Origin of the sequence: Neorhizobium lilium (genome assembly GCF_004053875.1) — a bacterium.
In the GTDB taxonomy this organism is placed as follows: domain Bacteria; phylum Pseudomonadota; class Alphaproteobacteria; order Rhizobiales; family Rhizobiaceae; genus Neorhizobium; species Neorhizobium lilii.
The window spans coordinates 236,257-260,027 of sequence record NZ_SBIP01000001.1; the positions used below are offsets into that span (position 1 = coordinate 236,257).

At 59.3% G+C, this 23,771-nt stretch carries 21 protein-coding genes; 11 read left to right on the forward strand and 10 right to left on the reverse strand.

From position 1 onward, the window contains the following. Positions 1 to 12: 12 nt before the first annotated feature. A complete protein-coding gene (locus EPK99_RS01070) occupies positions 13 to 873 on the reverse strand; it encodes a DMT family transporter (protein WP_128440788.1) in 861 nt (286 codons plus the stop codon). Between the two features lie 108 nt (positions 874 to 981). Here EPK99_RS01070 and EPK99_RS01075 point away from each other — a divergent pair, with 108 nt between their 5' ends. After that, positions 982 to 2,391 carry an aminotransferase-like domain-containing protein gene (locus EPK99_RS01075; RefSeq protein WP_425374158.1) on the forward strand — a complete coding sequence of 470 codons (1,410 nt, stop codon included), beginning with the start codon at positions 982 to 984 and terminating at the stop codon, positions 2,389 to 2,391. Between the two features lie 55 nt (positions 2,392 to 2,446). Here the strand turns inward: EPK99_RS01075 and EPK99_RS01080 are convergent, their stop codons facing one another. From EPK99_RS01080 to EPK99_RS01090, 3 genes are all read right to left on the reverse strand, one after another. Further along, positions 2,447 to 3,577, reverse strand: coding sequence for an NAD(P)/FAD-dependent oxidoreductase (locus EPK99_RS01080; protein WP_128440790.1), 1,131 nt, complete (start codon positions 3,575 to 3,577; stop codon positions 2,447 to 2,449). A gap of 149 nt (positions 3,578 to 3,726) precedes the next feature. Beyond that, positions 3,727 to 5,244 (reverse strand): amino acid ABC transporter permease/ATP-binding protein, encoded by a 1,518-nt coding sequence (locus tag EPK99_RS25865; RefSeq protein WP_128440791.1) that lies wholly within the window; start codon positions 5,242 to 5,244, stop codon positions 3,727 to 3,729. 82 nt (positions 5,245 to 5,326) lie between these two features. Beyond that, on the reverse strand, positions 5,327 to 6,160 hold the full coding sequence (locus EPK99_RS01090; protein WP_128440792.1) for an ABC transporter substrate-binding protein: 834 nt from the start codon (positions 6,158 to 6,160) through the stop codon (positions 5,327 to 5,329). A gap of 292 nt (positions 6,161 to 6,452) precedes the next feature. Here EPK99_RS01090 and EPK99_RS01095 point away from each other — a divergent pair, with 292 nt between their 5' ends. The 3 genes from EPK99_RS01095 to EPK99_RS01105 all read left to right on the forward strand — a co-directional run bounded on the left by EPK99_RS01095 (position 6,453) and on the right by EPK99_RS01105 (position 9,484). Next, the gene (locus EPK99_RS01095) at positions 6,453 to 7,523 is read left to right on the forward strand and encodes a LacI family DNA-binding transcriptional regulator (protein ID WP_128440793.1); all 1,071 of its coding nucleotides are present in this window, start codon (positions 6,453 to 6,455) and stop codon (positions 7,521 to 7,523) included. Positions 7,524 to 7,735: 212 nt separating this feature from the next. Further along, the gene (locus EPK99_RS01100) at positions 7,736 to 7,939 is read left to right on the forward strand and encodes a cold-shock protein (protein WP_007826019.1); all 204 of its coding nucleotides are present in this window, start codon (positions 7,736 to 7,738) and stop codon (positions 7,937 to 7,939) included. A 327-nt stretch (positions 7,940 to 8,266) separates the two neighbouring features. Then, the gene (locus EPK99_RS01105) at positions 8,267 to 9,484 is read left to right on the forward strand and encodes an SfnB family sulfur acquisition oxidoreductase (RefSeq protein ID WP_128440794.1); all 1,218 of its coding nucleotides are present in this window, start codon (positions 8,267 to 8,269) and stop codon (positions 9,482 to 9,484) included. A 32-nt stretch (positions 9,485 to 9,516) separates the two neighbouring features. Here EPK99_RS01105 and aqpZ read toward each other — a convergent pair whose 3' ends face one another. Further along, positions 9,517 to 10,242 (reverse strand): aquaporin Z, encoded by a 726-nt coding sequence (aqpZ, locus tag EPK99_RS01110; protein WP_128440795.1) that lies wholly within the window; start codon positions 10,240 to 10,242, stop codon positions 9,517 to 9,519. A gap of 209 nt (positions 10,243 to 10,451) precedes the next feature. On the opposite strand from aqpZ, the gene EPK99_RS01115 reads away from it, so the two are divergent. The 6 genes from EPK99_RS01115 to EPK99_RS01140 all read left to right on the forward strand — a co-directional run bounded on the left by EPK99_RS01115 (position 10,452) and on the right by EPK99_RS01140 (position 16,993). Continuing rightward, positions 10,452 to 11,663, forward strand: coding sequence for a GGDEF domain-containing protein (locus EPK99_RS01115; protein ID WP_128440796.1), 1,212 nt, complete (start codon positions 10,452 to 10,454; stop codon positions 11,661 to 11,663). Between the two features lie 213 nt (positions 11,664 to 11,876). Further along, the gene (locus tag EPK99_RS01120; protein ID WP_128440797.1) at positions 11,877 to 13,022 is read left to right on the forward strand and encodes an ABC transporter ATP-binding protein; all 1,146 of its coding nucleotides are present in this window, start codon (positions 11,877 to 11,879) and stop codon (positions 13,020 to 13,022) included. Continuing rightward, a complete protein-coding gene (locus tag EPK99_RS01125) occupies positions 13,019 to 13,945 on the forward strand; it encodes a carbohydrate ABC transporter permease (RefSeq protein ID WP_128440798.1) in 927 nt (308 codons plus the stop codon). Before EPK99_RS01120 ends, EPK99_RS01125 begins: the two co-directional genes overlap by 4 nt. Further along, entirely contained in the window at positions 13,945 to 14,766 is an 822-nt protein-coding gene (locus EPK99_RS01130; protein ID WP_128440799.1) for a carbohydrate ABC transporter permease, read from the forward strand. The genes EPK99_RS01125 and EPK99_RS01130 overlap by 1 nt, the downstream gene beginning before the upstream one ends. Before the next feature lie 56 nt (positions 14,767 to 14,822). Then, the gene (locus EPK99_RS01135) at positions 14,823 to 16,118 is read left to right on the forward strand and encodes an ABC transporter substrate-binding protein (RefSeq protein ID WP_128440800.1); all 1,296 of its coding nucleotides are present in this window, start codon (positions 14,823 to 14,825) and stop codon (positions 16,116 to 16,118) included. A 74-nt stretch (positions 16,119 to 16,192) separates the two neighbouring features. Continuing rightward, positions 16,193 to 16,993, forward strand: coding sequence for a phosphodiesterase (locus EPK99_RS01140; protein ID WP_128440801.1), 801 nt, complete (start codon positions 16,193 to 16,195; stop codon positions 16,991 to 16,993). Positions 16,994 to 17,022: 29 nt separating this feature from the next. Here EPK99_RS01140 and EPK99_RS01145 read toward each other — a convergent pair whose 3' ends face one another. The 5 genes from EPK99_RS01145 to EPK99_RS01165 all read right to left on the reverse strand — a co-directional run bounded on the left by EPK99_RS01145 (position 17,023) and on the right by EPK99_RS01165 (position 22,003). Further along, the gene (locus EPK99_RS01145) at positions 17,023 to 18,276 is read right to left on the reverse strand and encodes an FtsX-like permease family protein (RefSeq protein WP_128440802.1); all 1,254 of its coding nucleotides are present in this window, start codon (positions 18,274 to 18,276) and stop codon (positions 17,023 to 17,025) included. Next, positions 18,273 to 18,962, reverse strand: coding sequence for an ABC transporter ATP-binding protein (locus EPK99_RS01150; RefSeq protein ID WP_128442106.1), 690 nt, complete (start codon positions 18,960 to 18,962; stop codon positions 18,273 to 18,275). Before EPK99_RS01150 ends, EPK99_RS01145 begins: the two co-directional genes overlap by 4 nt. 4 nt (positions 18,963 to 18,966) lie before the next feature. Next, complete coding sequence (locus EPK99_RS01155; RefSeq protein WP_128440803.1) at positions 18,967 to 19,434, reverse strand: hypothetical protein; 468 nt, start codon at positions 19,432 to 19,434, stop codon at positions 18,967 to 18,969. A gap of 83 nt (positions 19,435 to 19,517) precedes the next feature. Next, a complete protein-coding gene (locus tag EPK99_RS01160; protein WP_128440804.1) occupies positions 19,518 to 21,269 on the reverse strand; it encodes an alkaline phosphatase in 1,752 nt (583 codons plus the stop codon). Positions 21,270 to 21,421: 152 nt separating this feature from the next. Continuing rightward, positions 21,422 to 22,003 carry a histidine phosphatase family protein gene (locus EPK99_RS01165; protein WP_128440805.1) on the reverse strand — a complete coding sequence of 194 codons (582 nt, stop codon included), beginning with the start codon at positions 22,001 to 22,003 and terminating at the stop codon, positions 21,422 to 21,424. A gap of 146 nt (positions 22,004 to 22,149) precedes the next feature. Here EPK99_RS01165 and zwf point away from each other — a divergent pair, with 146 nt between their 5' ends. Further along, positions 22,150 to 23,664 carry a glucose-6-phosphate dehydrogenase gene (gene zwf / locus EPK99_RS01170; protein ID WP_128440806.1) on the forward strand — a complete coding sequence of 505 codons (1,515 nt, stop codon included), beginning with the start codon at positions 22,150 to 22,152 and terminating at the stop codon, positions 23,662 to 23,664. The last annotated feature ends 107 nt before the right edge of the window (positions 23,665 to 23,771 follow it).

Consider the following 23,771-nt stretch of genomic DNA (forward strand, 5'->3'; position numbering starts at 1 on the left):
CGCAACCGGGACCTATCGTCCATATCTCCGGGCACCGACGACGCAGAGGATGACGGCCGCGGTCGCCGCCAGCATGATCGGCGTCACCGGCTCGTGCAACAGGGTCGCCGCCAGTGCAAGCCCGAAGAAAGGCTGCAGCAATTGCAGTTGGCCGACCGTGGCGATGCCACCAAGTGCAAGGCCGCGATACCAGAAGATGAAGCCGATCAGCATGCTGAAGACGGAGACATAGCCAAGGCCCAACCAGGCCGGAGCTTCCACGCCGGAAAAGCTGGCAGGCATAGTAAAAAGCGATGCGACAAGCGTCGCCGGCAGCGCCAGCACCAGCGCCCAGGAGATGACCTGCCAGCCGCCGAGCCTGCGTGACAGCTGGGCGCCTTCCGCATAGCCAAGGCCACAAACGACGACCGCTGCCAGCATCAGTCCGTCGCCGATCGGCGATGCCCGAAGGTCTTGAAGCGCCGCAAAGCCCACGACCAGCAGGCTGCCTAGCAAAGAGAACAGCCAGAACGCGCGTTTGGGCCGCTCGCCGCCGCGCAAGACGCCGAAAATGGCGGTCGCCAGCGGCAGGAGCCCGATGAAGACCATGGAGTGAGCGGAGCTTACCTGCTTCAGCGCCAAGGCAGTCAGCAGCGGAAAGCCGATGACCACGCCCATCGCGACCACGGCGAGCGAGATCATATCTTGCCAGGCTGGGCGCTTTTCTCTGAAAGCCAGGAGCAGGACAACAGCCAACAGCCCCGCAATGGCCGCCCGTGCCACTGTCAGGAATACCGGATCGAACTGCATGACGGCCACCCGCGTCGCCGGCAGCGATCCGCTGAAGATCAGAACTCCGATGAAACCGCTGATCCATCCCGCCGTCCGGTCCATGATGCAATTCCCTTGATGCTGTCTGCCTTATGAAGCCAGAGCCATGGCGTCGCCAGCCACGGTCTGGTACGGTTTCGATAAACTGTTATGATAGAGGGACCAGTACGGATGGACCAAGACATCGGGGCAAAGCCCTCCCGCGTCGCCACAGTGATGACAACCATCCGGCAGCGCATTGCCGCCCGCAATCTGACGCCGGGCGCCAAGCTGCCATCCGTTCGGGCGCTGGCGGCCAGCCTGAAAGTGTCCACCTCGACCGTGGTGGATGCCTATGAACGACTCGTCGCGGAGGGCATCATCCTCTCGCGGCCCGGTTCCGGTTTCTATGTCGCAAGTCAGGCTGCCCCGTTTACGCTTGCGGAAGTGGGGCCACGGCTCGACCGCGAAATCGATCCGTTCTGGATCTCCCGCCAATCTCTGGAAGCAGACGACGAAGGCTTGAAGCCAGGTTGCGGTTGGCTGCCGCCATCCTGGCTTCCGGAAGAGAGCCTGCGGCGCGGCATGCGGGCGCTGTCTCGTACGGACGGTGCGGTCCTGGCAGGCTATGGTTCGCCGCTCGGTTTTCCGCCGCTCCGGCAACTCGTGGCGCGACGGATGGCGGAACATGGCATAGAGGCCTTGCCCAACCAGATCGTGCTGACCGAATCCGGTATCCAGGCGATCGACCTTCTCTGCCGCTTCCTGCTGGAGCCGGGCGACACGGTGCTGGTCGACGATCCCTGCTACTTCAATTTTCACGCACTGCTGAAGGCCCATAGGGCAAAGGTGGTGGGCGTGCCCTATACGCCGTCAGGCCCGGACATGGCGGTATTTGCTCAAGTGCTGACCGAGCATCGACCCCGCCTCTATGTCACCAATTCCGGCATTCACAACCCGACCGGTGCAGTCCTCTCGCCCGTTGTGGCCCACAGGGTGCTGAAGCTCGCCGAGGCACACGACCTGACCATCATCGAAGACGATATCTTTGCGGACTTCGAACATGCAGCCGCCCCGCGTCTCGCCGCCTATGACGGGCTGGACAGGGTCATCCATATCGGCAGCTTCTCGAAGACGCTGTCTGCCTCGGCCCGTTGCGGCTTCATAGCCGTGCGGCCCGATTGGATCGGCGGCCTGACGGACCTGAAGATCGCGACCAGCTTTGGCGGCGGGCGCCTCGCAGCTCAATTGGTGTTCAACGTTCTGAGCGAGGGCAGTTACCGGAAATATCTGGAGGCGCTGCGCGCACGCCTCGCCCGCGCAATGGCGGAAGTCTCGGCCCAACTGAAGGATCTCGGGATCACGCCTTGGCTGGAGCCGCAGGCGGGCATGTTTCTCTGGTGCCAGCTGCCCGATGGGGTGGACGCAGCGGATATGGCCCGCTTCGCGCTGGAACGAGGGATCGTGCTCGCTCCTGGAAACGCGTTCAGCCTGTCACAAACGGCGACTGGCTTCATGCGCTTCAACGTGGCGCAAACGCTTGCGCCACCCATATTCGATGTGCTCCGCGAAGCGCTGAAACAAAGCGCCAGGCAGCCGTAAACCTCAAGGTTGGTCGGCCGGTTGCGCGAGGCAAACCCGCCAGCCTGCCCACAACTTAAGGATTGGCAACGAAGCGTTCCGGCCGGAACGGCGCCAGCATGGGATGCCGTTGGCCACTTGCGATTTCATAAGCCAGTAACTCCCCAGCGATGAGGCCGAGCGTTGCGCCGGAATGACTGAAAGCAACAAAATAGCCGGAAATCGCCTGCAATTCGCCGAAAACCGGATCGCCGTCGCCCGGGATTGGCTTTCGCCCGACACCATAGCTCGCCAGCTCCAGCTTCGGGTTTCCTTCCAGCACCTTGGACGCTTCGATCAACAGCCCTTCCACTGTTTCTGGCTTGACCCCATAACTGCCATCGGCTCGATGTTCGACTTCCTCCTCCGACCAGGCTGCATCCAATGCCAGCGTGTTTCCAGGGCCAGGCCGCACCGCAACACGCGGCGTATTCAGCACAGCCTTGAGCGGCAGCTCGATCGGCTTTGTCGTAACCAGCAGCGACACCGGCGTACCGTCGTCGATCGTTTGACCCGCCTCCGCAGCCATCTTTGGAACTGAGGGGCCGGTTGCAAGAAGAACCGCGTCGGCAAGCAAGCGGGAGCCATTTGCCGTTTCCGCGCCTGTGGCTCGCCCTGCCTCAACTATAACCCTTGCAGCGCCTGCGTCTGTCACCAGGACACCGCCAAGAGCCAGGAATTCACTCAGCAGAACCTTGATGAGGGAAGGAAGATCAACCCAACCTTCTCCCGGATTGAAGATCGCGCCCTGCGGCGTGATGGTGCTCGCGTCGATCCCGGGTGTTGCGGCGGGAACCTTGTCTGCCGGCAGATGAAGCGCGTCGTAGGCCAGGGAGACTTCATGCTCGTAGGCGGCCTCAATTTCGTTGGAAGCATCGTCCGCGTCCCAGGTCAGTCCGCCTTTGAAGGAAAGCCAATCTACCTGCCCAATCCGCGCGGCCAGGCTGCGATACCGATCGATCCCGGCCATGCGCAGACGATGGTAGGCGTCCGAGCGCATGCGGGAAGAATTGAGCCAGGAGAGAGAACGTCCAGAGGCGCCGTTTGCTACTGGTCCGTCGTTCAGGAGCGTCACCTTCACGCCTTTACGCGCCAGCTGGACGGCCGTAGAGACGCCAAAAATTCCGGCGCCGATGATGACGACGGTGTTCACCTTATTCTCGTTCATGTGACTTTCTTTCATGATCGTAATTTGCTGTCAGATAGTAGGAGGCAACGTTCGGCGGGGATGTGGTGAGTGGCTGCTTGGTAACAGAACCGTCCGCAGGCTAGGGAGATCTGCCAACCTGCCGCCTGGCGAACGTCCCTATTTCCTCGCTACAGCACCTCCGCAAGGAACCGCTTGAGCCGGGGACTCTGTGGCGCGTCGAAGATTGCGTCCGGCGGCCCGGCTTCCACCACCCTGCCCTCATCCATGAAAACCACCTGATCTGCGACCCGACGCGCAAACCCCATCTCATGGGTGACGATAACCATTGTCATGCCTCGGCGGCCCAAATCGGCCATGAGGTTCAGCACGCCCTTGACAAGCTCCGGATCGAGAGCGCTCGTCACTTCGTCGAACAGGATGACTTCCGGCTCCATTGCCAAGGCTCGGGCAATGGCCACCCGCTGCTGCTGTCCGCCTGAGAGCCGGCTGGGCCGATAATGCGCACGCGATGCAAGTCCGACATCGTCAAGACGCGCCGATGCGAGCTTTTCTGCCACGTCTCGAGCCAAGCCTTTGATCTTCGTGAGCGACAGCATGACGTTTTCAAGTGCGGTATGGTCGGGGAACAGATTGAAATGCTGGAAAACCATGCCGACACGGCGACGCAGCGTTTCCGGCTTCATTGCCAAAATGCTTGCTCCATCGAGCAGAATATCGCCGCCCTTCGGTTCAACCAGTCGGTTCAGGCACCGCAGCAGCGTGGACTTCCCGGAACCGGATGGCCCGATGATGCAAGTCACCGTGGCAGGCGCCACCCGAAGATCGATGCCTTTAAGGACATCCAGCGGACCGTAGGCCATGTTCAGGCCCGTGACCTCGATGCTACCGCCTTTGAAGCTTGCTTCATCTACCTTGGCGTTGGAGGCTTTTTCCAGTTCGCTGACTTCGGCAAGTCCGGATGTTACCGCAGCAGCAGAACCAGGCTTGCCCGTCCGCAGCCTGTTATCAATCGTATTGACCGCATGAGTCAGCGGCACCGTGATGAGGAGATAAAAAACCCCGGCAAGAAGAAGAGGCGAGAGGTTTCCGGTCACCACCGCCTGATCCTGACCGACCCGGAAAATCTCCCTCTCGGATGCAAGCAGGCCAAGAAAATAGACCAGGCTCGAATCCTTGACGTTGCCGATAAACTGGTTGACCAGGGCAGGCAGAACCCGGCGCACGCCCTGCGGCACCACGATAAGCCGCATACCTTGGCCGTAGCTCATGCTGAGCGCCCGGCAGGCTTCCATCTGCCCGCGCTCGACAGCCTGAATGCCAGCCCTGAAGATTTCGCCGATATAGGCACTCGCTATCAGGCTGAGCGCAAGGATACCCAGCGGATAGGGAGATGGGCCGAACAATTCGCGTCCGATTCGGGCAAATCCCTGTCCGATCAACAGGATCGTGACGATCGCCGGCAATCCGCGAAATATATCCGTATAGATCCGTGCCGGTATCCGGACCCAGGCCGACCTGGATATCCCCATGATCGCCAGGATCATGCCGATGACAACGCCGAGCACTGTCGAAGCGGCAGCGAGAACAAGGGTATTCTTCAGACCGACAGCTATCATAGTCGGCAGCACTTCCCGCATCGCTTCCCAGTCGAGGAAGCTGCGGCGCAGATTTTCAAGCCATTCCATACATCACCCTTCCCGGAATATCGACCGGCGGGCCGAACGAGGCTCCGCCGGTCTGTTCAGGACCGCGCCTTGAGTGTTGTGATCACTTCTTCGGAAGGTATGCCTCGGGCATTGGCGAGAAGGGGAACCACTTCTCGTAGAGAGTTTTCCAGGTTCCATCCTGCATCGCCTCATGCAACGCTTTGTTCAGCGCCTGCTTGAACGCGTCATTGCCCTTGCGGATGACAAAACCGGCAGGAGCATCGAAACTTGGGATGTTCACGGTGATCTTGAGCTTGGGATAGCGTGTGGAATAGTCCTTTGCCGCCTCGTAGTCGAGGAAGTGGGCATCGACCGTGCCATTGTTGACTGCTGCCACTGCCGAATTGTTGTCAGGAAATTTGACCAAGTCGGCACCGGTGAAATTTTTCGTCGCGTAGATCTCCTGCAGGGTCCCTTGCACGACGCCCAGACGTTTGCCCTTGAGCGAGGCAGCGTCAGTGATGGCTGCATCCGAAGTCAGGACCGAAAGGTATCCCGCCAGATAGCCATCCGAGAAATCGATCGTCTTCTTGCGGGCGTCCGTCGTGCCGATCGCGGCAACCGCTACGTCAAACCGGCCGTTGGCGACGGATGGCATGAGGGCGGAAAACTCCTGCCCCGTGAAGATCACATGCTCCTTGTCAAAACCGATGCGTCCAGCGACGTTCAGGAACAGTTCGATATCGAAGCCGGTGAACTGGCCGTCTGCAGTGGTGAAGGTATAGGGCTTGGCATCGCCCATCGTGCCGACACTGACTGTTGCCGGATCGATGAGATTGTAGGGATTATCCGCGGCGACCACGGCTCCGGCCGCAGAACCCGCTATTGTCAGAGCCAATGTCAGCGCCTGTGCGCGGACCCGGCTGAAGAGGAAGGAGGCGATTGCTGATGTCATTGTCCATGTTCTCCGCTCTGTTGATTTTTGGCAGTGCTGATCCCGCCTTCCATGTGGCAGCGAACAGTCAGGACACGATGCAACTTCCATCCAGCCGAGAACTGCAAGACCACAGCGAAGGTTCTTATTGAGACCGGTCTCTTTTGCAATGAGACCGGTCTCTTGTTGACAATTGTTAGCTAGTGGTAGAGTGGACGTCAATAGGCTTGCAGCTAAATGACACTGGCTTGTCATGCCATGCTTCCAGCCTTGACTGCTTGACGCTTCGTGGAATTGTCTCCAACGGTCCCTCATGGAACATATTCAGCCCAAAAAAGACTCTGTTACCGTGACGGATGTGGCGCGGGAGGCTGGCGTCGCCAAAGCAACAGCAGCGCGAGTCCTCGGCGGCTACGGCATTGTCAGCGATCGTATCCGCACGAAGGTATTGGCGGCCGCGGAAAAACTTGACTACCGGCCAAACGAACTGGCGCGCAGCATGACCACCGGACGCTCCGGAACCATCGGAGTGATCGTAGGCGACATCGAAAATCCTTTCTTCAGTTCGGCTGTCCGGGGCATTACCGATGCGGCGCGGGCCAGCGGCTTCACGGTCATCCTGATGAACTCCAGCGAGGATGTGGAGGCCGAGAAATCCGCCATCAAGACTCTGATGGCAAAGCGGGTCGATGGCCTGATCGTCACACCTGCCCAGGCGAGCGAATACCTGCACCTCGAAGAGGTGAGGCGCACCGGCCGGCCGATCGTGCTTCTTGATCGAGCCGTCCCCGAACTTAATGTGGACAGCGTCACTACCGACGATCGTGATGCTGCATGTGCTGCAACCAGGCTCCTGATCGACAATGGGCATAGGGCGCTCGCTTTCGTGACTGCCTGCGACACACCGGATCATCGGTTTCAAAGCCTTCAAGACATCCATACCAGCTCGGTCAAAGAACGAATTCAGGGGTTCTTCGACGCCTGCCGAGCAACGGATATCCAAGATCCGGAGCGGTTGATCCAAGTCGGCGCTCTTGGCGCTTCACGCACTCGCGCTCTTGCCCGCGAGCTTCTTTCGACAAGCGCCCACCCAAGCGCCATCCTGGCATCTGACAGCATGATTGCGCTGGAGATCTTCAAGGTCGCTCGTGAACTTGCCCTCCGTATCCCTGAGGATCTGTCGCTCATTACCTTCCACGATGCGGATTGGACAAGCGTGACAGCGCCTCCGCTGACCGTTATCGATCAGCCCGTCTACAAGCTTGGTGAGACGGTGACAAAGCTACTTCTTGAAAGATTGGGGGGCCTTGTTTCAGACCCGAGGCGCGTCATCCTGCCGACGTCGATAATCGAACGGCAATCGGTATATCAGCGAGAGCTATAACAGCTGCAACCACATAAACTGGCGGTGAAAATGCCCAAGACGGCAGAGCCGAACCCTCCAGCATCGTCACAGACTCATCAGAATCGGGGGAAGAGTGCAAGAATGTTCGCTAAACAAGGCAAACACCTGCATCCTTACGGTTGATAAAGATGCGCTGCCGCTATAGTTTCTCCTTCCCAACGACGACAAACGACATAGGGAAAAGGGATCTCATGCCTACCGGTACGGTTAAATTCTTCAACGACGACAAGGGCTTCGGCTTCATCACGCCAGAAAACGGCGGACAAGACGTTTTTGTTCACGTGTCTGCTTTGCAGCGCGGCGGTTCGCTCCGCGAAGGCGATAAGGTCAGCTTCGAAGTCGGGCAGGACCGCAAGACGGGGAAATCGAAGGCTGAGAACGTCTCGGTTCTCTAGTAACGATTGACGATTTCCCAGCCTGCTCTTGGGTGGGCTGGGATCGTAACCACAAATACGCGCCCGCTAAGGGCAACATTATCGAGTTTGTTGCAGCCGTTTGAGATCTGCCGCTGATTGTGTAGCTTTGACTCCGGCCGGCTGTATGCCAACACCGGGCCTCCTATGCGGAGCCGCCCCACCCAACTCCCCAATATGTGCTGCAGCTTTTCTGTCTTCGGCGGAACGCTTTAGCAAATTGTGCCGCGTTGCGACCCTTATTCGGAGCTTTGTTTCTTCTGCCCGGCGTTCCCCTGTGGCTCAATAGGGTCTTTGGGAGAAGCCACAATGAGCAGGGTCGTCCGTTTGGCAGGAAGCATCAAGCCGGTCGCAGCTTATTTGGCGACCGAAGACGAAGCGTTGAGTGCGGCCAAGGCGCTCTCGATGCAGATTGCCGAAGGCGCTAGCCTGCGTGACCGCGAGCGCATCCTGCCTCATCATGAGATGGAGCTAGTGGCGCAGTCAGGATTGCTTGGCATCACCGTGCCTTCCGACTATGGGGGCACGGATATTTCCAACCCCTTTCTCGCCGAAGTGATTGCCATCCTGTCCGAGGGGGACAGTTCGATCGGCCAGATCCCTCAGAACCACTTCTACATCCTCGAAGTCTTGCGGCTTGGAGGCACGGAAGAGCAGAAGCGGTATTTCTTTTCGCGAGCGCTTGCCGGCGAACACTTCGCCAATGCCCTTGCTGAAACCGGCACCAAGGCTGCAGGCGAAATCGAGACACGTCTCGTACCGGATGGCGCCGGCTACCGCATCACCGGCCGGAAATATTATTCGACCGGCGCATTGTTCTGCGACTGGGTCGCCATCTTCGCCCTCGACCCGCAGAACCGCATGGTCATGGCGATCGTGCCGCGCAACTCCCAGGGCATGACGATCGTCGACGACTGGGCGGGCTTCGGGCAGCGCACCACGGCCAGCGGCACCGTAACGATCGACAACATCTATGTGACTGCCGATTGCGTCATCGGTCATGACCAGGTTTTCGAACGGCCGGCCACCCTCGGCTCGCTCGGGCAGCTTCTGCACGCGGCCGTCGATCTCGGCATCGCACGCGCTGCCTTTGCCGACATGGTGCAATTCGTCCGCACTCGATCGCGTGGTCACCGCCACCTCGGCATAGAGAATGCCAGCGACGACCCCTTGACCATTGCCCGCACCGGGTCACTCGCCGTCAAGATCGAGGCCGCCAGCGCTATGCTGGAACGGGCAGGCCGCAAGATCGACATGGCCCAGGTAAGTCCGTCTATGGAAGCGGCTGCGGAAGCCTCGCTCGCCGTTGCTGCCACGAAGGTGCTGACGACGGAAGCAGCGATCGAGACAACCAACGCGCTATTCGAGCTTGCAGGAACCTCATCGACCGATGAAAAACTGAACCTTGACCGCCATTGGCGCAATGCCAGGACGCATACAGTCCATGATCCGGTCCGCTGGAAGCATTATGCGCTCGGCGACTTCTACCTCAACGGTAAGATGCCGCCGCCGAGCGGAATCTTCTAGAACGAGCGCATTTCCATGATCGTTCAGCGATCTTATTCCGCCGGCACGGAACCGACGATCTGCCCGCTCGGTTCGGTGCTGAGCCACCGGTAGGCCACCCCGCCGAGGATCCCGCCAGCGATGGGCGCCAGCCAGAAAAGCCAGAGCTGCTGTAAGGCCCATCCTCCAGCAAACACAGCCACGCCAGTGCTGCGTGCCGGGTTGACCGAGGTGTTCGTCACATCGATGCTGATCAGGTGGATGAGGGTCAGTCCAAGGCCGATGGCCAGCGGCGCGAAGCCTGCAGGCGCCTTGCCGTGTGTGGCGCCCATGATGATGAACAGGAAGATGGCTGTCAGCACGAATTCGGCCAACAGGCATGCAAACATCGAATACTGGCCCGGCGAATGTTCACCATAGCCGTTCGACGCAAAACCTCCGGCAACATCAAAACCTGCTTTGCCGCTGGCGATAGCGTACAGGACGGCTCCGCCGATTAATCCACCGACGACCTGCGCAACGACATAAGGAACGATCTGATTGCTTGGAAAACGTCCTCCCGCTGCCAGACCTACCGTAACGGCAGGATTGAGATGGCAGCCCGAAATATGACCGATAGCATAAGCCATGGTGACAACCGTCAAGCCGAAGGCAAGTGAAACACCAAGGTAGCCGATACCCACGTTCGGCAAACCAGCCGCGATGACTGCGCTGCCGCAGCCGCCGAAGGTAAGCCAAAATGTGCCTATCGCCTCTGCCGAATATTTCTTTATGCTCATAGATATAGCCCCTTTTAAAACGTCGGTCCCCAATGACGGACGTTCCGTTTCATACCTTCCAAAGATTGCCTGAAGCATATCGCAGGCGCTCGACTTGAGACGCTTGCGCTAATCCATTTTGCACATCGATAAAATGCGTGGGAAAAAATTCAACGCATGCTTAGTGCCGTACTTTTACCTCCTGCTGCGCCATCGAGGATCAATGCAGCATGCCTGACTTTTACACGCTCTATCTGGTTATCCTACTCTTCGGCCTTTCCAACTGCGTCATTTGGGGCGCCATCGTCCATCGCTACCGTGAGCTTTACGCAGCGCATTACTGGCTTGCCGGCAGCACGGCGGTCGTCATGGGTGGACTGATTCTTTCTATCCAAGGAAATTCCGGCCAGTTTCTGGCAACAGTTGGAGGGAATACGGTTACTACGCTCGGCTTCTGGCTGAACTACATGGGGGTTCGGCGCCTTCACGGAGAGGCTATCCACCCGCTTCGGACGGGTTTGCTACTATCTCTCAGCATGTTTGCGATGCTTGCGACTTTCCATATCTGGTACGGTCGCAACCCCGTCTACACATTAGCGCAGTCAGTACCGCTACTCGTCACCTCGGCTTATCTGCTGAGGAGGCGCGATCTGGAACTGGGGGCAGGTATCACCAGCGTGGCAATGGGATTTGCATGTCTTTCGCACGGGGTTATCGCGACAGGGAATATTCTGATCGTCGCTGACATCATGCCTGATCTGGATTTGAGGACTGCTGCGGCATTCGATCTCCTCGTTTTTCTGTTTTCGGCAATCACCTGGAATTTTGGCTTCCTGATTTCCGTCATCGGACATTTGCGCCGAGAAGTGGAACGGCTAGCCAACGAAGACGATTTGACCGGCCTGGCAAATCGCCGACAATTCATGAAGCAGCTCGATATCGCCTGCAGTCAAGAGCACCACGAATTGCTCTTCAGCGTGATTCTATTCGATCTCGACCGCTTCAAGACGATCAACGATACATATGGCCATGCGGCAGGAGACGCGGCCTTGAAGCATGCAGCACATGTCTTCCGCAGGCATTTGCGGCCGGGCGATCTGTTTGCGCGCCTGGGCGGGGATGAATTCTGCGTGCTGCTTCTTGATCTCGGCGAGAACGAAGCTTCAGCGATCGCCGAGCGTGCACTCGATGCCTTGAACGCATCTTCCTTCAAATGGCACGAGACCCGTCTCGATGTCACAGCAAGCATCGGCATAGCATCCTATGAAGCCACAATGTGGTCGCGACCGGACCTCCTCATGGAGGAGGCCGACCGTGCGCTGTACGAAACCAAGCGCCTTGGAAGGAATGGCATTACGGTCTCCAACAGGAGCAGGGAGCGCAAACTCTCTCCCAACGTGCTCAGCTTCGATATGAGCTCGAAAACCCGACATCGTTCCTAGGATCAAGACATATTGGGTAAGCCGGCGGCAGGCGACTTTGTCCGGTGTCACGGCTTGTGCTCCAATCGGTTCGGATTCGATCTCCTAACCAGATTCAAACGTTCTAATAGAACGGATGCCTCCAACAGGCTGTGACTGTTACGGAATGTTCGCGAAACTGTCGTCCGCCTGTCACACACAGCCCGCATACGCGCCGTCGAAAAGGAGCGCCGTATGCAGCCTCAATCACTCCAGCTTTCCGGCATCCGCAAGGGCTTCGGCGCTGACGATGTCCTGAAGGAAATCGATCTTTCCGTGCGACCGGGGGAGTTCCTGTCTCTGGTCGGCATGTCTGGATGCGGCAAGTCCACACTGCTCCGGATCATGGCCGGCCTCGAAACACCGGACAGCGGCACGGTCTCCATCGGCAGCCGGGACGTCACGAATGTCGATCCGAGCGACCGCGATCTCGCAATGGTGTTCCAGTCCTATGCGCTCTACCCGCATATGAGCGTGCGCCAGAACATCGCTACACCGCTTCGCATGCGCAACCTCTCCTTGGGCGCTAGGCTTCCGCTCATCGGCCGGATGACGGCCAAAGCTTCTGTGCTCAGCAAGATCGATGCTGCCGTCAACGAGGCGGCTGACGTCCTGCAGATCGGCCACCTGCTCGATCGCAAGCCGGCCCAGCTTTCCGGCGGTCAGCGTCAGCGCGTTGCCCTTGCCCGCGCTCTGGTCCGTTCGCCCGCAGCCTTCCTGATGGACGAGCCACTTTCCAATCTCGACGCCAAGCTGCGCGCCCACATGCGCGAGGAGTTGAGCGGTCTGCACCGTCGGCTGGGAGCTACCTTCATCTACGTCACGCATGATCAGATCGAGGCGATGACCATGTCGGACCGTATCGCCCTGATGTCGTCGGGCCGGATCGAGCAGCTCGGCACGCCGGATGAACTTTACCAGCAGCCGGCAACGGTTACCGTCGCGCGCTTCATCGGTACGCCGTCGATCAACCTTCTGCCGGTGGAAATCGATGCGTCCGGGAGGGTCATGGCTTTAGGCCGTCCGTTGGGCGTCAGTGTTCCGGCCCGGTACGCCGGACCCGCCATGCTGGGTATCCGCGCCGAAGATTTGCGGCCGGCGGCCGGCGGTTTTGCGGTCAAGGTTCTGCGCAGCGAAACATACGGCGCCGATCGCTATGTCACCGGCCACCTTGCTGACGACCAGGCTGTCTGTATCGTGATGCGCCAGGCGGCCGGCGACCCGATCGCTGTGAACGGCGAAGGGCTGTCGCATCTGGTGTTCCCAGAGCAGCGTGCGCATCTCTTCGGTGCCGACGGCAACAGGATCGAGACCACCGTCCCAGCGCGGATCGCCATATGAGCGCGATCGAACTCCCCCTCGCCCAGCCTGTCAAGGCAAGACCCAGGCGTTCGGCGGCAGACCGGCGCATGGCAAGGCTGGGCCTGATGTTTGCGGCACCCTCGGCCCTCCTGCTTCTCGGGTTCTACATCGTCCCGATGATCGTGCTCGCGGTCTTTTCGGTCACCGATTACCAGCTCGGGGCACTATCGACGCGCTTTACGGGCTTCGACAATTTCACCAAGGCATTTCACGATCCGGTCTTCCTGCGGGCGCTAAAGAACACGGTGATCTACGCAGCGATCGTCATCCCTTTGGGGGTGTGCCTGGCTCTTGGCATTGCGCTTCTCGTCTATGGCCGCAAGAAAAGCCGTGCTTTCTGGGAGGTCGCCTATTTCCTTCCGGTCACAGCGACCCTTGTCGCCATGGCAACCGTCTGGCAATTTTTGCTCCACCCCTCGCTTGGCCCGGTCAATGCCGCCATCAAGGCTATGGGTTACGAACCTGTCTCGTTTCTGTCGAATCCGACACTGCTGATCCCGACCATGGCGATGATCGGTGTCTGGCAGGTTCTGGGGTTCAACATGGTCCTGTTCCTTGCCGGGCTTACCGCAATTCCAAAGGATCTCTACGAAGCGGCGCGGCTTGACGGTGCGAAAAGCGCGGTGGACCGGTTCTTCATCGTGACGTGGCCCATGCTCGGGCCGACCACTGTATTCGTCGTCGTCACCACGTCGATCTCCGCCTTCAAGGTCTTCGAGACGGTGGCCGTGCTAACCCGAGGCCGGTTCGGATCAGAAACGCTGCTGTTCGACCTTTATCTGGAAGGATTCGAATATTCGAACACGGGTTACGCCGCGGCCCTGACCCTGCTTTTCCTCCTCATCGTGCTGGTGCTGTCGATCGGCCAGATGTGGCACATGGACCGGAAGGTGCATTACTGATGGTCCTGCTGCGCAAATACCTGCCGCATCTGGTTCTGGCGCTGGGCGCCATCCCCATGCTCCTGCCCTTCTACTGGATGCTGCTGACCTCTTTCCGGTCTCCGGCCGAAATCTTCGACGTCTCGCTCTGGCCGATCCCGAAGAACTTCGATGCCGTGGAGAACTACGCGCGCGCCGCCGGACAAGTGCCCATGGCGCGCTTCATGCTCAACGGCGTCATCGTCTGCCTGGGTATCCTGATCGCTCAGGTCCTGACCGCTGTTCCAGCCGCCTATGCGCTTGCAAAGCTCCGCTTCCCGGCCCGCAAGCTGATGCTGTCTCTGGTGATCGCTGCACTCTGCATTCCCATGCAGGCACTGGCGCTTCCGCTCTATGTCGGTCTGGCCAAGACGGATCTCCTCAACACCTATTTCGCGATGATGTCACCCTTCTTTCTGTCGGTCTTTGCGATCTTCCTGTTCCACCAGTCCTTCCGCAGCTACCCCGACGAGATCATCGAAGCGGCACGCATCGACGGTTTTTCCGAGATGGAAATCTGCTGGGGGTTGGTGCTGCGGGGTTCTCTCCCCTCGCTTGCCGCCTTTGCAGTCTTCTCGCTGGTTGCGCATTGGAACGATCTGTACTGGCCGATGATCGTCGTGACCGACACCAATCTGGCGCCGCCGCCGCTCGGCATGTTGTTCTTCTCGGATGTGGAATCCGGGGCCAACTACGGTGCCTTGATGGCCGGCGCCACGATCATCACGGCGCCCATGGTCGTCTGCTTCCTCTTCGCGCGCAAACACTTCATCGCCGGCCTCACTATGACCGGCGTGAAGTAAAGCCTGATCCCCACCCACGGTTACCACCTTCCCTCAACCTACGTCTGGAGACTTCCATGAACCTGACCCGACGCACCGCGCTCAGCGGTCTCGCCCTCAGCCTTGCCATGAGCAGCCTTGCCACGCCGAGCTTTGCGGCCGATGTGACGCTCAACGTGCTCTACAACCTGCCGGGATTCACCAAATTCCACCAGCCGCTCGCGGATCAGTTCATGAAGGACAATCCGGACATCAAAATCAACTTCCTTGCGCCGGCACCCGGCTACAACGAAGGTCAGCAGCAGGTTCTGCGCGCGGCCGTGACCGGCAATCTGCCAGACGTCTATTTCTCGGGCTACAACCTGACGGGCGAACTGGTGCACACGCTTCTGCCGCGCAAGCAGATTACCGAACTGACGCCGTTCATCGAAGCCGAAGGCGGCCAGGCCTTCCTCGACAAGAACTACAGCCCGAAAATGTCGGCGCTCGGCCAGGTCGATGGCAAGCAGTACGGCCTGCCGGTCAACGCCTCCTCGCCAATCATCTACATCAATGCCGACCTGGTGAAGAAGGCCGGCGGCGATCCCGACAACATGCCGAAGACCTTCGCCGGACTGATCGAACTCGCCAAGAAGATCCATGCTCTGGACGCCAAGACGGCCGGCATGGGCTATGACATCAATGGCTGGCCGGACGATTGGCTGTGGCAGTCGCTGATCTTCCAGCAGGGCGGCAAGCTCGTCGACACAGCCACCAAGAAGGTTGCCTTCGATAACGAGATCGGCCTGAACGCCTTGAAGCTCACCCGCCAGTTCGTGACGGAAGGCGGCCAGACCCTTCTCGATTGGGATCAGTCGCGCCAGCAGTTCGGTGCAGGCCTGACCGGCTTCATCTTCTCGACCCCCGCCCATGTGCAGACGATCGAAGGCCTGGTCGGAACGCGCTTCCAGCTGAAGACCGCGACCTTCCCGCTCGACAACCCCAAGGACGGTGGTGTGCCGACCGGCGGCAACTCGGCCGTCATCCTGACGCAGGACAAGACCAAGCAGGACGCAGCCTGGAAATACCTGAAGTGGATCACCGGTCCGGAAGCCCAGAACGTGATCGTTCGCATCACCGGCTACCTGCCGACCAACAAGCTCGCCACCGGCCCTGACTTCTTGGCGCCCTATTATGCCGAGCATCCGAACGTCAAGACCGCCTCGCTCCAGGCCGAGCGTTCGCTGCCCTGGGCTGGCTATCCGGGCGGCGATTCCGTTCGCATCTGGCGCACCCAGCGCGACATCATCGGCGCCGTCATGCGCGGTGACGTCACGCCGGAAGACGGTCTGAAGCAGATCGTCGAGCAGACCAATGCACTGATGTCGAAGTAAGAGACGACTCACATCGAGAAGGCTGCGGGGAATCTCTTCTCCGCAGCCGTTTTCGTTCTGGCAGGAAGAAAAAGATGAAGATCATCCAGATCACAGACACGCACCTCATGCCCTCTGGCGTCGTGGTGAACGGGGTCGATCCCGAAACCCAGCTGCGTGCCGCCGCGGCCGATATCATCGAGAAGCACGCCGACGCCGATCTTCTCGTGATGACCGGCGACCTCTGCAACTATGGCGATCCAGAAGCCTATGACATGCTGCGCGACATCCTGGCGCCTATGCCCTTCGAAGTCAGGTTGATGCTGGGCAACCATGACGACCGGGGCAATTTCATCCGCGCCTTTCCCGAGCAGCCGCAGGATGCAAACGGCTACATCCAGTCGTTCAAGGATACGGAGTTTGGCCGGCTGCTATTTCTGGACAGCCACGAACCGCACGTCATCGGCGGCATATATGGAGAAGACAGATTGGAATGGCTGCGCACCGCCTTGGCCGGCGCGGGCGACCTGCCGGTGACGGTATTCATCCATCATCCTCCGATGGATATCGGCATTGCCCATTTCGAACATATCGGTATGCACGACGATGGTGCCCTGATGCGGGCGCTCGCGGCTCATCCAGCCGGCATCCGACACATCGTTTTCGGGCATATCCATGTACCCATGGCAGGCACCAGCGCCGAAGGCATCGCCTTCAGCTCCGGTCAGGCCTGCGCCCACCGCTTCATTACCGATATAGACATTCCCGATCCGCTTTGGACCGGCGGTCTCCCTTGCTACCGGATCATCAAGCTCGATGCCCTGGGCTTGCGGGCTTATGATGTGGAAGTGGGTCAGGTGGCAACGGATCGCGCACCCGTCTGCGAAGGTCCGTGACACTTCGCGCTTATAATATGCGCAGTCTGTCAGCTACGAAGAGCCTTCGCTGGCGACTGGCGATAAGCCAGCACAGCGGGCACGGCCGACAGCAAGGCTGCGGTCGATAGCAACAGCAGGAGGGTGCGCAGATCCTCCTTGCCAAACCCGACCGGCAAAACGATTCCACTTTGGACGGTAAAGATATCGGCTATCCACCGCGCGGCCACCAGGCCGATCAGGAAGCCAAAGAGGACCCCGACCGCCACCATCAGGAAAAGCTCGAACCAGGCGATAGCGAAGACGGCAAACCTCGGCGCTCCGAAGGCACGTAGCGCGCCGATCTGGCGTCGCCGTTGGCCCACATGCGTTACCGTGACCAGAATGAGGGCTGCCGCGACGAGCGCCTGCGAACCGGCAGCGACGGCGCTCAGCACTAGCTTGGCGTCACCGAGCGTCGCGTAGAGATTGGTCAGCACTTCTGCTGGAAACACGGCAACGGTATTGCCGCCCCGATAAGCCTGCCGGAGCCGATAAGCATCGGCGATCGATTTGGGTTTGACCAGGATGGCCGGAATTCCCGGCGCGTTGGCAGCAAAATCTTCGACAATGGGTGCGTCGATGTCGATGCCGTGGTGCTCATGGTCTGAGTCTGTGTGGTGCTCGTCATGGTGATCTTCATCGTCATGGTCCTCGTGATGACCGAGGCCATGAATATGCCAGACAGCCTGGATCGGCACCAGGATAGCGCGGTCCCAGGGCGTTCCGGTCGGCTTCAGGCGGCCGGTAACACGGTAGACGACACCGGCATGGGTCTCTCCGCCCGTTTCGGCGGTGCCGTGCATGGGCTTGATTTCGGCCCCGAGCGGCAATCGTACCGCCGCTCCCAGCACCGCCTCGCCTTCCTTTTCAAATATGCGGCCTTCCGCAAAGCCGTCGACCATGCTCGCAATCAGGGTTCGCGTCGTGCCGACAAGTGGATATCCGGAGAAGGAATCACCGAATCCGATGGGCGCGGCCCAGGCGACGCGTGGGTCGGCGGACAGCTTTGCCAGCACATCACCAGAGGCAAGCGGCAGTGGTGCCGGCTGCAAAAACACAGAGGACAGGACGAGTTGGGTCTCGCTGCCGGCGGCTCCTACCACCAGATCGAACTTGTCTGCGGCGCGTGCGCTGCCGAGGCGAAGCGCACGCTCCTGCAGCGTTACCGTCACCCCGAGCGCAGTCGCAAGCGCGACCAGCAATATGACGACCGCCGCGCCGGCCCATAGGCGCCTCAGATCCGCCAGAATGAAGCCGATCATCGGGTCTGTTCCTTTGCGGCTGTGTCCGCCGTGATACGGCCGGCAGACAGCGTCAGGCGTCGGTCGAGCCTGCCGATCAAGCTGGGATCATGCGAGACGACGATGAGCGTACTTTTTGCTGCGGCTGCCATGTCGAGCAACAAGGTTGCTACCGCCTCGCCCGAGCTACTGTCTAGACTGGCCGTCGGTTCATCCGCGATGATCACGCCCGGCTGGCGCAGTAGCGCGCGGGCAATAGCAACACGCTGCATTTCGCCCCGCGACATGGTTTCGATTTTTTGTCCCGGCCGGACAAGTCCAACCGAGGAAAGCAGCTGATGCGCCCGGTCGATCATGGCGCTATCCGCAACACGCGCCAACCGGGCAGGCAGCAGTACGTTATCGACAGCCGAAAGGCCTGGAAAAAGGTGAAAATCCTGCATGACCAGTCCGACATGCCCGGCGCGCCAGCGGTCTCGCGCCGTTTCTGAAAGACGCGTGATATCGCTTCCGTTCCAGCGGATGCTGCCCGTACCGGCGCGATCGAGCCCCGTGATCATGTTGATAAAGGTGCTCTTGCCTGAGCCGGAACCGCCAGTGACGGCGACACGCTCTCCAGCGGCGATAGTCAGATGGCCGATCGCCAATACGGGCGATGTAAGCCCAGCAAATGAGACACTCAGGTCGCTGACTTCGAGCGACAGCATGGTCTCAGGCAGCGTCATATTCAGCCTGACGCAGCCGCAAACGGCTCAGGAAGCCGGTTTCGGGATCCGTCCACGAGCCAAACTCCAGAACGCCCCGAACTTTGATCTGTTCGTTTGGCTGGGTGAATGTCTGGCGGCTGTCGAGGTAAACGACGGCTATATTGTCCGGCCAGTCAGAATCGCTCGAGCAAAAGGGGCAGATGGACATGGGGATCTCGGTCAGTACGAAAAACTGTGCCTCGGCCTTCAGCGGCGGCGCCATAAAGCCGCGCATCTCCACCGGTTTGCCGGCCAAGGCTTTGACCTTGTCCGAAAATTCAAGTCCGAGCACGCTGACCTTGCCGTAGAGATCGTCGAACGACAGAGAGGAGTAGGACGCTGCGGCCACCAGCTTAGGCACGACCAGCGTAATGGCGCTTAGAGCGGCCAGAGCGGTCCGGCGCGTCATGACTAGGGAAGATCGTTTTTCCATCCGCTGCTCCAGATGTGCCCCCGGCCGTTGGCCGGAGGCGATTTTATACCAGACCGTATCGCACTATGGGTACGACGGCAGCTTCAATTTGCCTGCTTCACGCCAAGAGCGAAGGTATCGGCCAGCACCTTGTAAACATCGCTTTGCTCCATATAGCCACGGAAGCCATCGGAGCCCGGCCCGACCGACTGCAGGACGACGTCATCGACTGCATGCACGCCACTGTCGCCGCTCTTCGGGATATTGCCCTGCACGAACACGGCGCCGGGAACATCCTTATACTGCTCGTTGGCGACATATTCCTTCTTCTCGTTCTGAACGGCCGGAACGAAAGGTCCGTCAAGCTTCGGGCGGAAGGTCTCATAATGGTCAGGACCATTATTGGCGCTCAGGAAAAGCCGGCGGCTGACATCGACATTGTCCGGGAAGCCATCGCCGTTCTCGTCCTTGTAATTCGGGAAGCCGGCGTCTGCATAAGTACCGACCTTCTCGCGCATCTCGGTGCCCGGCTTGTCGTCATCGACGGTGCCTATGATGGATACACCATGCGTATGGTCGCCGGTTACGACTATCAGCGTGTCCGGGTGCGTCTTCTGGAACTCGCGAGCGACACCGATCGCCTGGTCGAACTCAATGGTTTCGAAGACCGCACGGTCCCAGTCGAGCGGGTGGGACATCTTGTCGATGGAGGAGCCTTCGACCATCAGGAAAAAGCCTTCCGGGTTTTTCGAGAGGCGGTCTAGAGCGACCTTGGTCATATCAACTAGGCCCGGCTGGTTCGGATATTTCGCGACAGTGCCCTTCTTCAGGAATTCGCGGTCAAGCGTAACGTCCATGTTTCCGGTATGGAACAGGCCGAGCAGCTTCCCATCGGCATTGGCGTCAGCGGCAAGCTCGTCCTTGCTGGTTGCAAGCTTGTAGCCGGCTTCCTGGAAGAGCTTTATGTAGTCCTGATTATCTTTGCGCTTGGAGCCTGCCACCTCCTTGCCCAGGAAGTAGGCAGAGCCGCCGCCGAGGAGAACTTCCGGCTTGATGTCGTAGAGCATGCCGACGATCTCGGCCTTGTCGCCGCGGTTGCGCGTGTGAGAAACGACGGCGGCTGGCGTTGCGTCTTCCACTTCGGCCGTAACCACGATGCCGATCGACTTCTTGGTCTGCCGACGAACGGCTTCCGCCATCGTCTCGACCTTCGGATCATCCAACGAGTCCGGCGTGCGGTCGGCATAGACGCCGATGGCGTTAACGGCAGTCTTATGGCCGGTCATATAAGCGGACATCGTGTTCGCGCTATCCGTGGAAACTGCATTGGTTGCAGAGGTGCCGATGAAGGCTGTAGGCGGAACGTCATCCATGTTGAGGCGACCATTGGCCTTGCCCTCGGTCATTCCCTTGGACATGATGCGAGCCGCGGTGCGGTGTGCGACCGAAAGCCCGTCGCCGAGCAGGAAGATGATGTTCTTCGCCTTCGGCGCCGTGCCGGTGCCATAGACGTTCCATGTCACGGACTTCGTCTCGGAACCAGCCGTGACTTCGACCTTGTAGTCGCCGGCATTGGCGATCGTCACGCCGCGTAGGATAATCGAAGAACCGAGGACCTTGTCCTTGTTCTTCTCTTCAGCGACAAACTGGGCTTCCTTGCCGAGCGCCCCCTTATAGTCCTGACCATTGACGGTCACCTTGATATCTTCGGGCTTTACGACGCTGCTGAACTCAACCTTGAAGTCGAAGGGAGAGCCGGCGAGAATCGTGGCACGATCCAGTGGGTAGACGGTGGCGGCCTGGGCGGCGCCGGCGAGAGCGGTCGATATAATCAGGGTGGCGAAAAGCTTGCGCATGAAAACCTCACGAAGTTCGAAGGGAAGCGGGCTTCGTATATCGAGAGCGCATGACACTCGCGTGACACGCGCTTACATCAATGAAGCAAGGTGAAGTGGTGCCGACCATGGCATGCCGTCAGCGCAAAATACTATCCATATTGCACCGAATACTAGCCAAGATTCCAGGCGCGTATAACTGGTTCCTCAAGGTTGTGCTCATAACCAAGGATGCTGATGCTGGCAGTGCCGAGAATGAAACTTTCCCCGTGCTCCGGCGGCAAGTCCAGCCATCTAGCGGCCAGCACTCGCAGGAAGTGCGAGCTTGAGAAGATCAATGCCGACGATCCGAGCAACCTAAGCTCCGCAATGACCCTGTCCGCTCTTGCACCCACATCGACTGCACTTTCACCGCCCGGTGCGCCGTCGTGGAATAGCTGCCAGCCTGGCCTTGATTGTAGGATCTCCTTCGTCGTGACGCCTTCGTAATCGCCATAGTCCCACTCGTGAAGATCCGGCTTGACGACGACACCCGAGGAAAAGCCCGCTAGCTCGCAAGTTCTGAGGGCACGGAGAGAAGGGCTTGACCAGACTATTGGAGGTTCTGTTCCCCGCAGACGATCTGCAAGACCCCGAGCCGCCTCCTCTCCCTTTGCCGTCAGGTCGATATCTGTCCTTCCGGTGTGGCGGCCTGAGACTGTCCATTCCGTTTCGCCATGGCGGACCAAATGGATCTCAGGGAACGAGTTCGTCATGAAAGGCTCTTCCTTCGTTGGTGCTGTTATTACGTCAGACAGATCTAATCTGCACTGCAAAAAGCGTGTCCAGTCATACAATTGCTGCACTACGCTCGAAACACATATATTTCTTTCGCGACATTCCTTCGAAGGAGCTACGCCAGATGGTATCCAAGCCTGCCCCACCCGTCACCCTTGTTATTTTCGGTGCCACCGGCGACCTGACGCGACGGCTTCTCATCCCGGCGATCATCAATCTGACGCGCAGTGGTCTTGTCGGTAAGGACCTTGAAATCCTTGGCGTAGGCATCGAAGAAGGGAATGACGAGTTTCTGCGCACGCGCCTCGATGAGTTCCTGAGCCATCTGAACTCGGGCGGAGAAGAAGAAACACCGAAAGATGAGGCATGGTTCAGCCTGCGGTCGCGCATATCCTACCTCAGTGGCGACTTCACAAAGAACCAGATATTCGAGGAGATTGGAAGGCGGATCGATCCAGCCGGAAATGCAGCCTTCTACCTTGCTGTCCCGCCAAGCTTCTTCGGCCCGATCGTGGAAAAGCTCGCAGAGCATGGCCTGATGACTGAGAGTGATAACTGCTTCCGACGCGTCGCGATCGAAAAGCCTTTCGGCACCGACCTCGCCTCGGCTCGCGCCCTGAACGCGCAGATCCTTGCTCGCATAGCGGAAAGCCAAGTCTACCGGCTGGACCACTTCCTTGGAAAGGAGACCGTGCAAAATCTGATGACGGCGCGCTTCGCCAACATGATGATAGAGGCGTTGTGGAACAGCAATTACATAGACCACGTGCAGATCACCGCAGCCGAGATCGTGGACGTCGGCAGTCGAGGGAAATTCTACGATGCCACAGGCGCGTTGCGTGACATGGTGCCCAACCACCTGTTCCAATTGCTCGCCATGATCGCAATGGAGCCGCCGAACAGCTTTGACGCGGAAGCAATCCGCAACGAGAAGAGCAAAGTTTTAAAGGCGCTCCGTATCTACACAGTCGAGGAGGCCGAGGCACACGGCGTGCGCGGTGCATATGGAGCCGGCACCTTGAACGGCAATCAACTGCCGGCCTATCGTGAAACCAAGGATATTTCATCCGAAAGCCGCACTGAAACCTTCGTTGCATTGAAGCTCTATGCCGACACTTGGCGCTGGGCAGGCGTGCCATTCTATCTGAGGACAGGAAAGGCTTTGACTGCCAGGGATACCGAGATCGTCATCACGTTCAAGAAGGTGCCGTTCGCGCAGTTCCGGGAAACCGACGTGACGCGCAGGCTGCCGCCGAACCGGTTGGTGATCCAGGTGCAGCCCGACGAAGGTATGAGCATGGAGATCTCAATCAAGACCCCTGGGCAGTCGGTCGAAACCGTGCCAGTCTCTCTCGATTTTCGATATGCGGACAAGTTCGATATCGGGCATACGACAGGTTATGAATCCCTCATTTACGACCTCTTCATAGGCGATCAGACGCTGTTTCAGCGCGCGGACAGCATCGAAGCCGGGTGGGCTGCGGTTCAACCTTTCCTCGACGCATGGGCTCAGAACATGTCGGTCCCGGACGTATATGCGCCCGGAAGCATGGGACCTGCCTCGGCTGACGAACTGATCAGGCGCGATGGGCGAGAATGGCATGAACTCGGTGTGCTGCTTCACGCGCAGCGAACCTGACCAAAGGCAATCCGCGAGCTTCTCCTGGCTTTGAAGAGCTGTCGCACCGAGCCGACGGCCAAACCAGTCTAGGGTTCGATTGCTCTAGATGCGCGGGGCCTGATCCC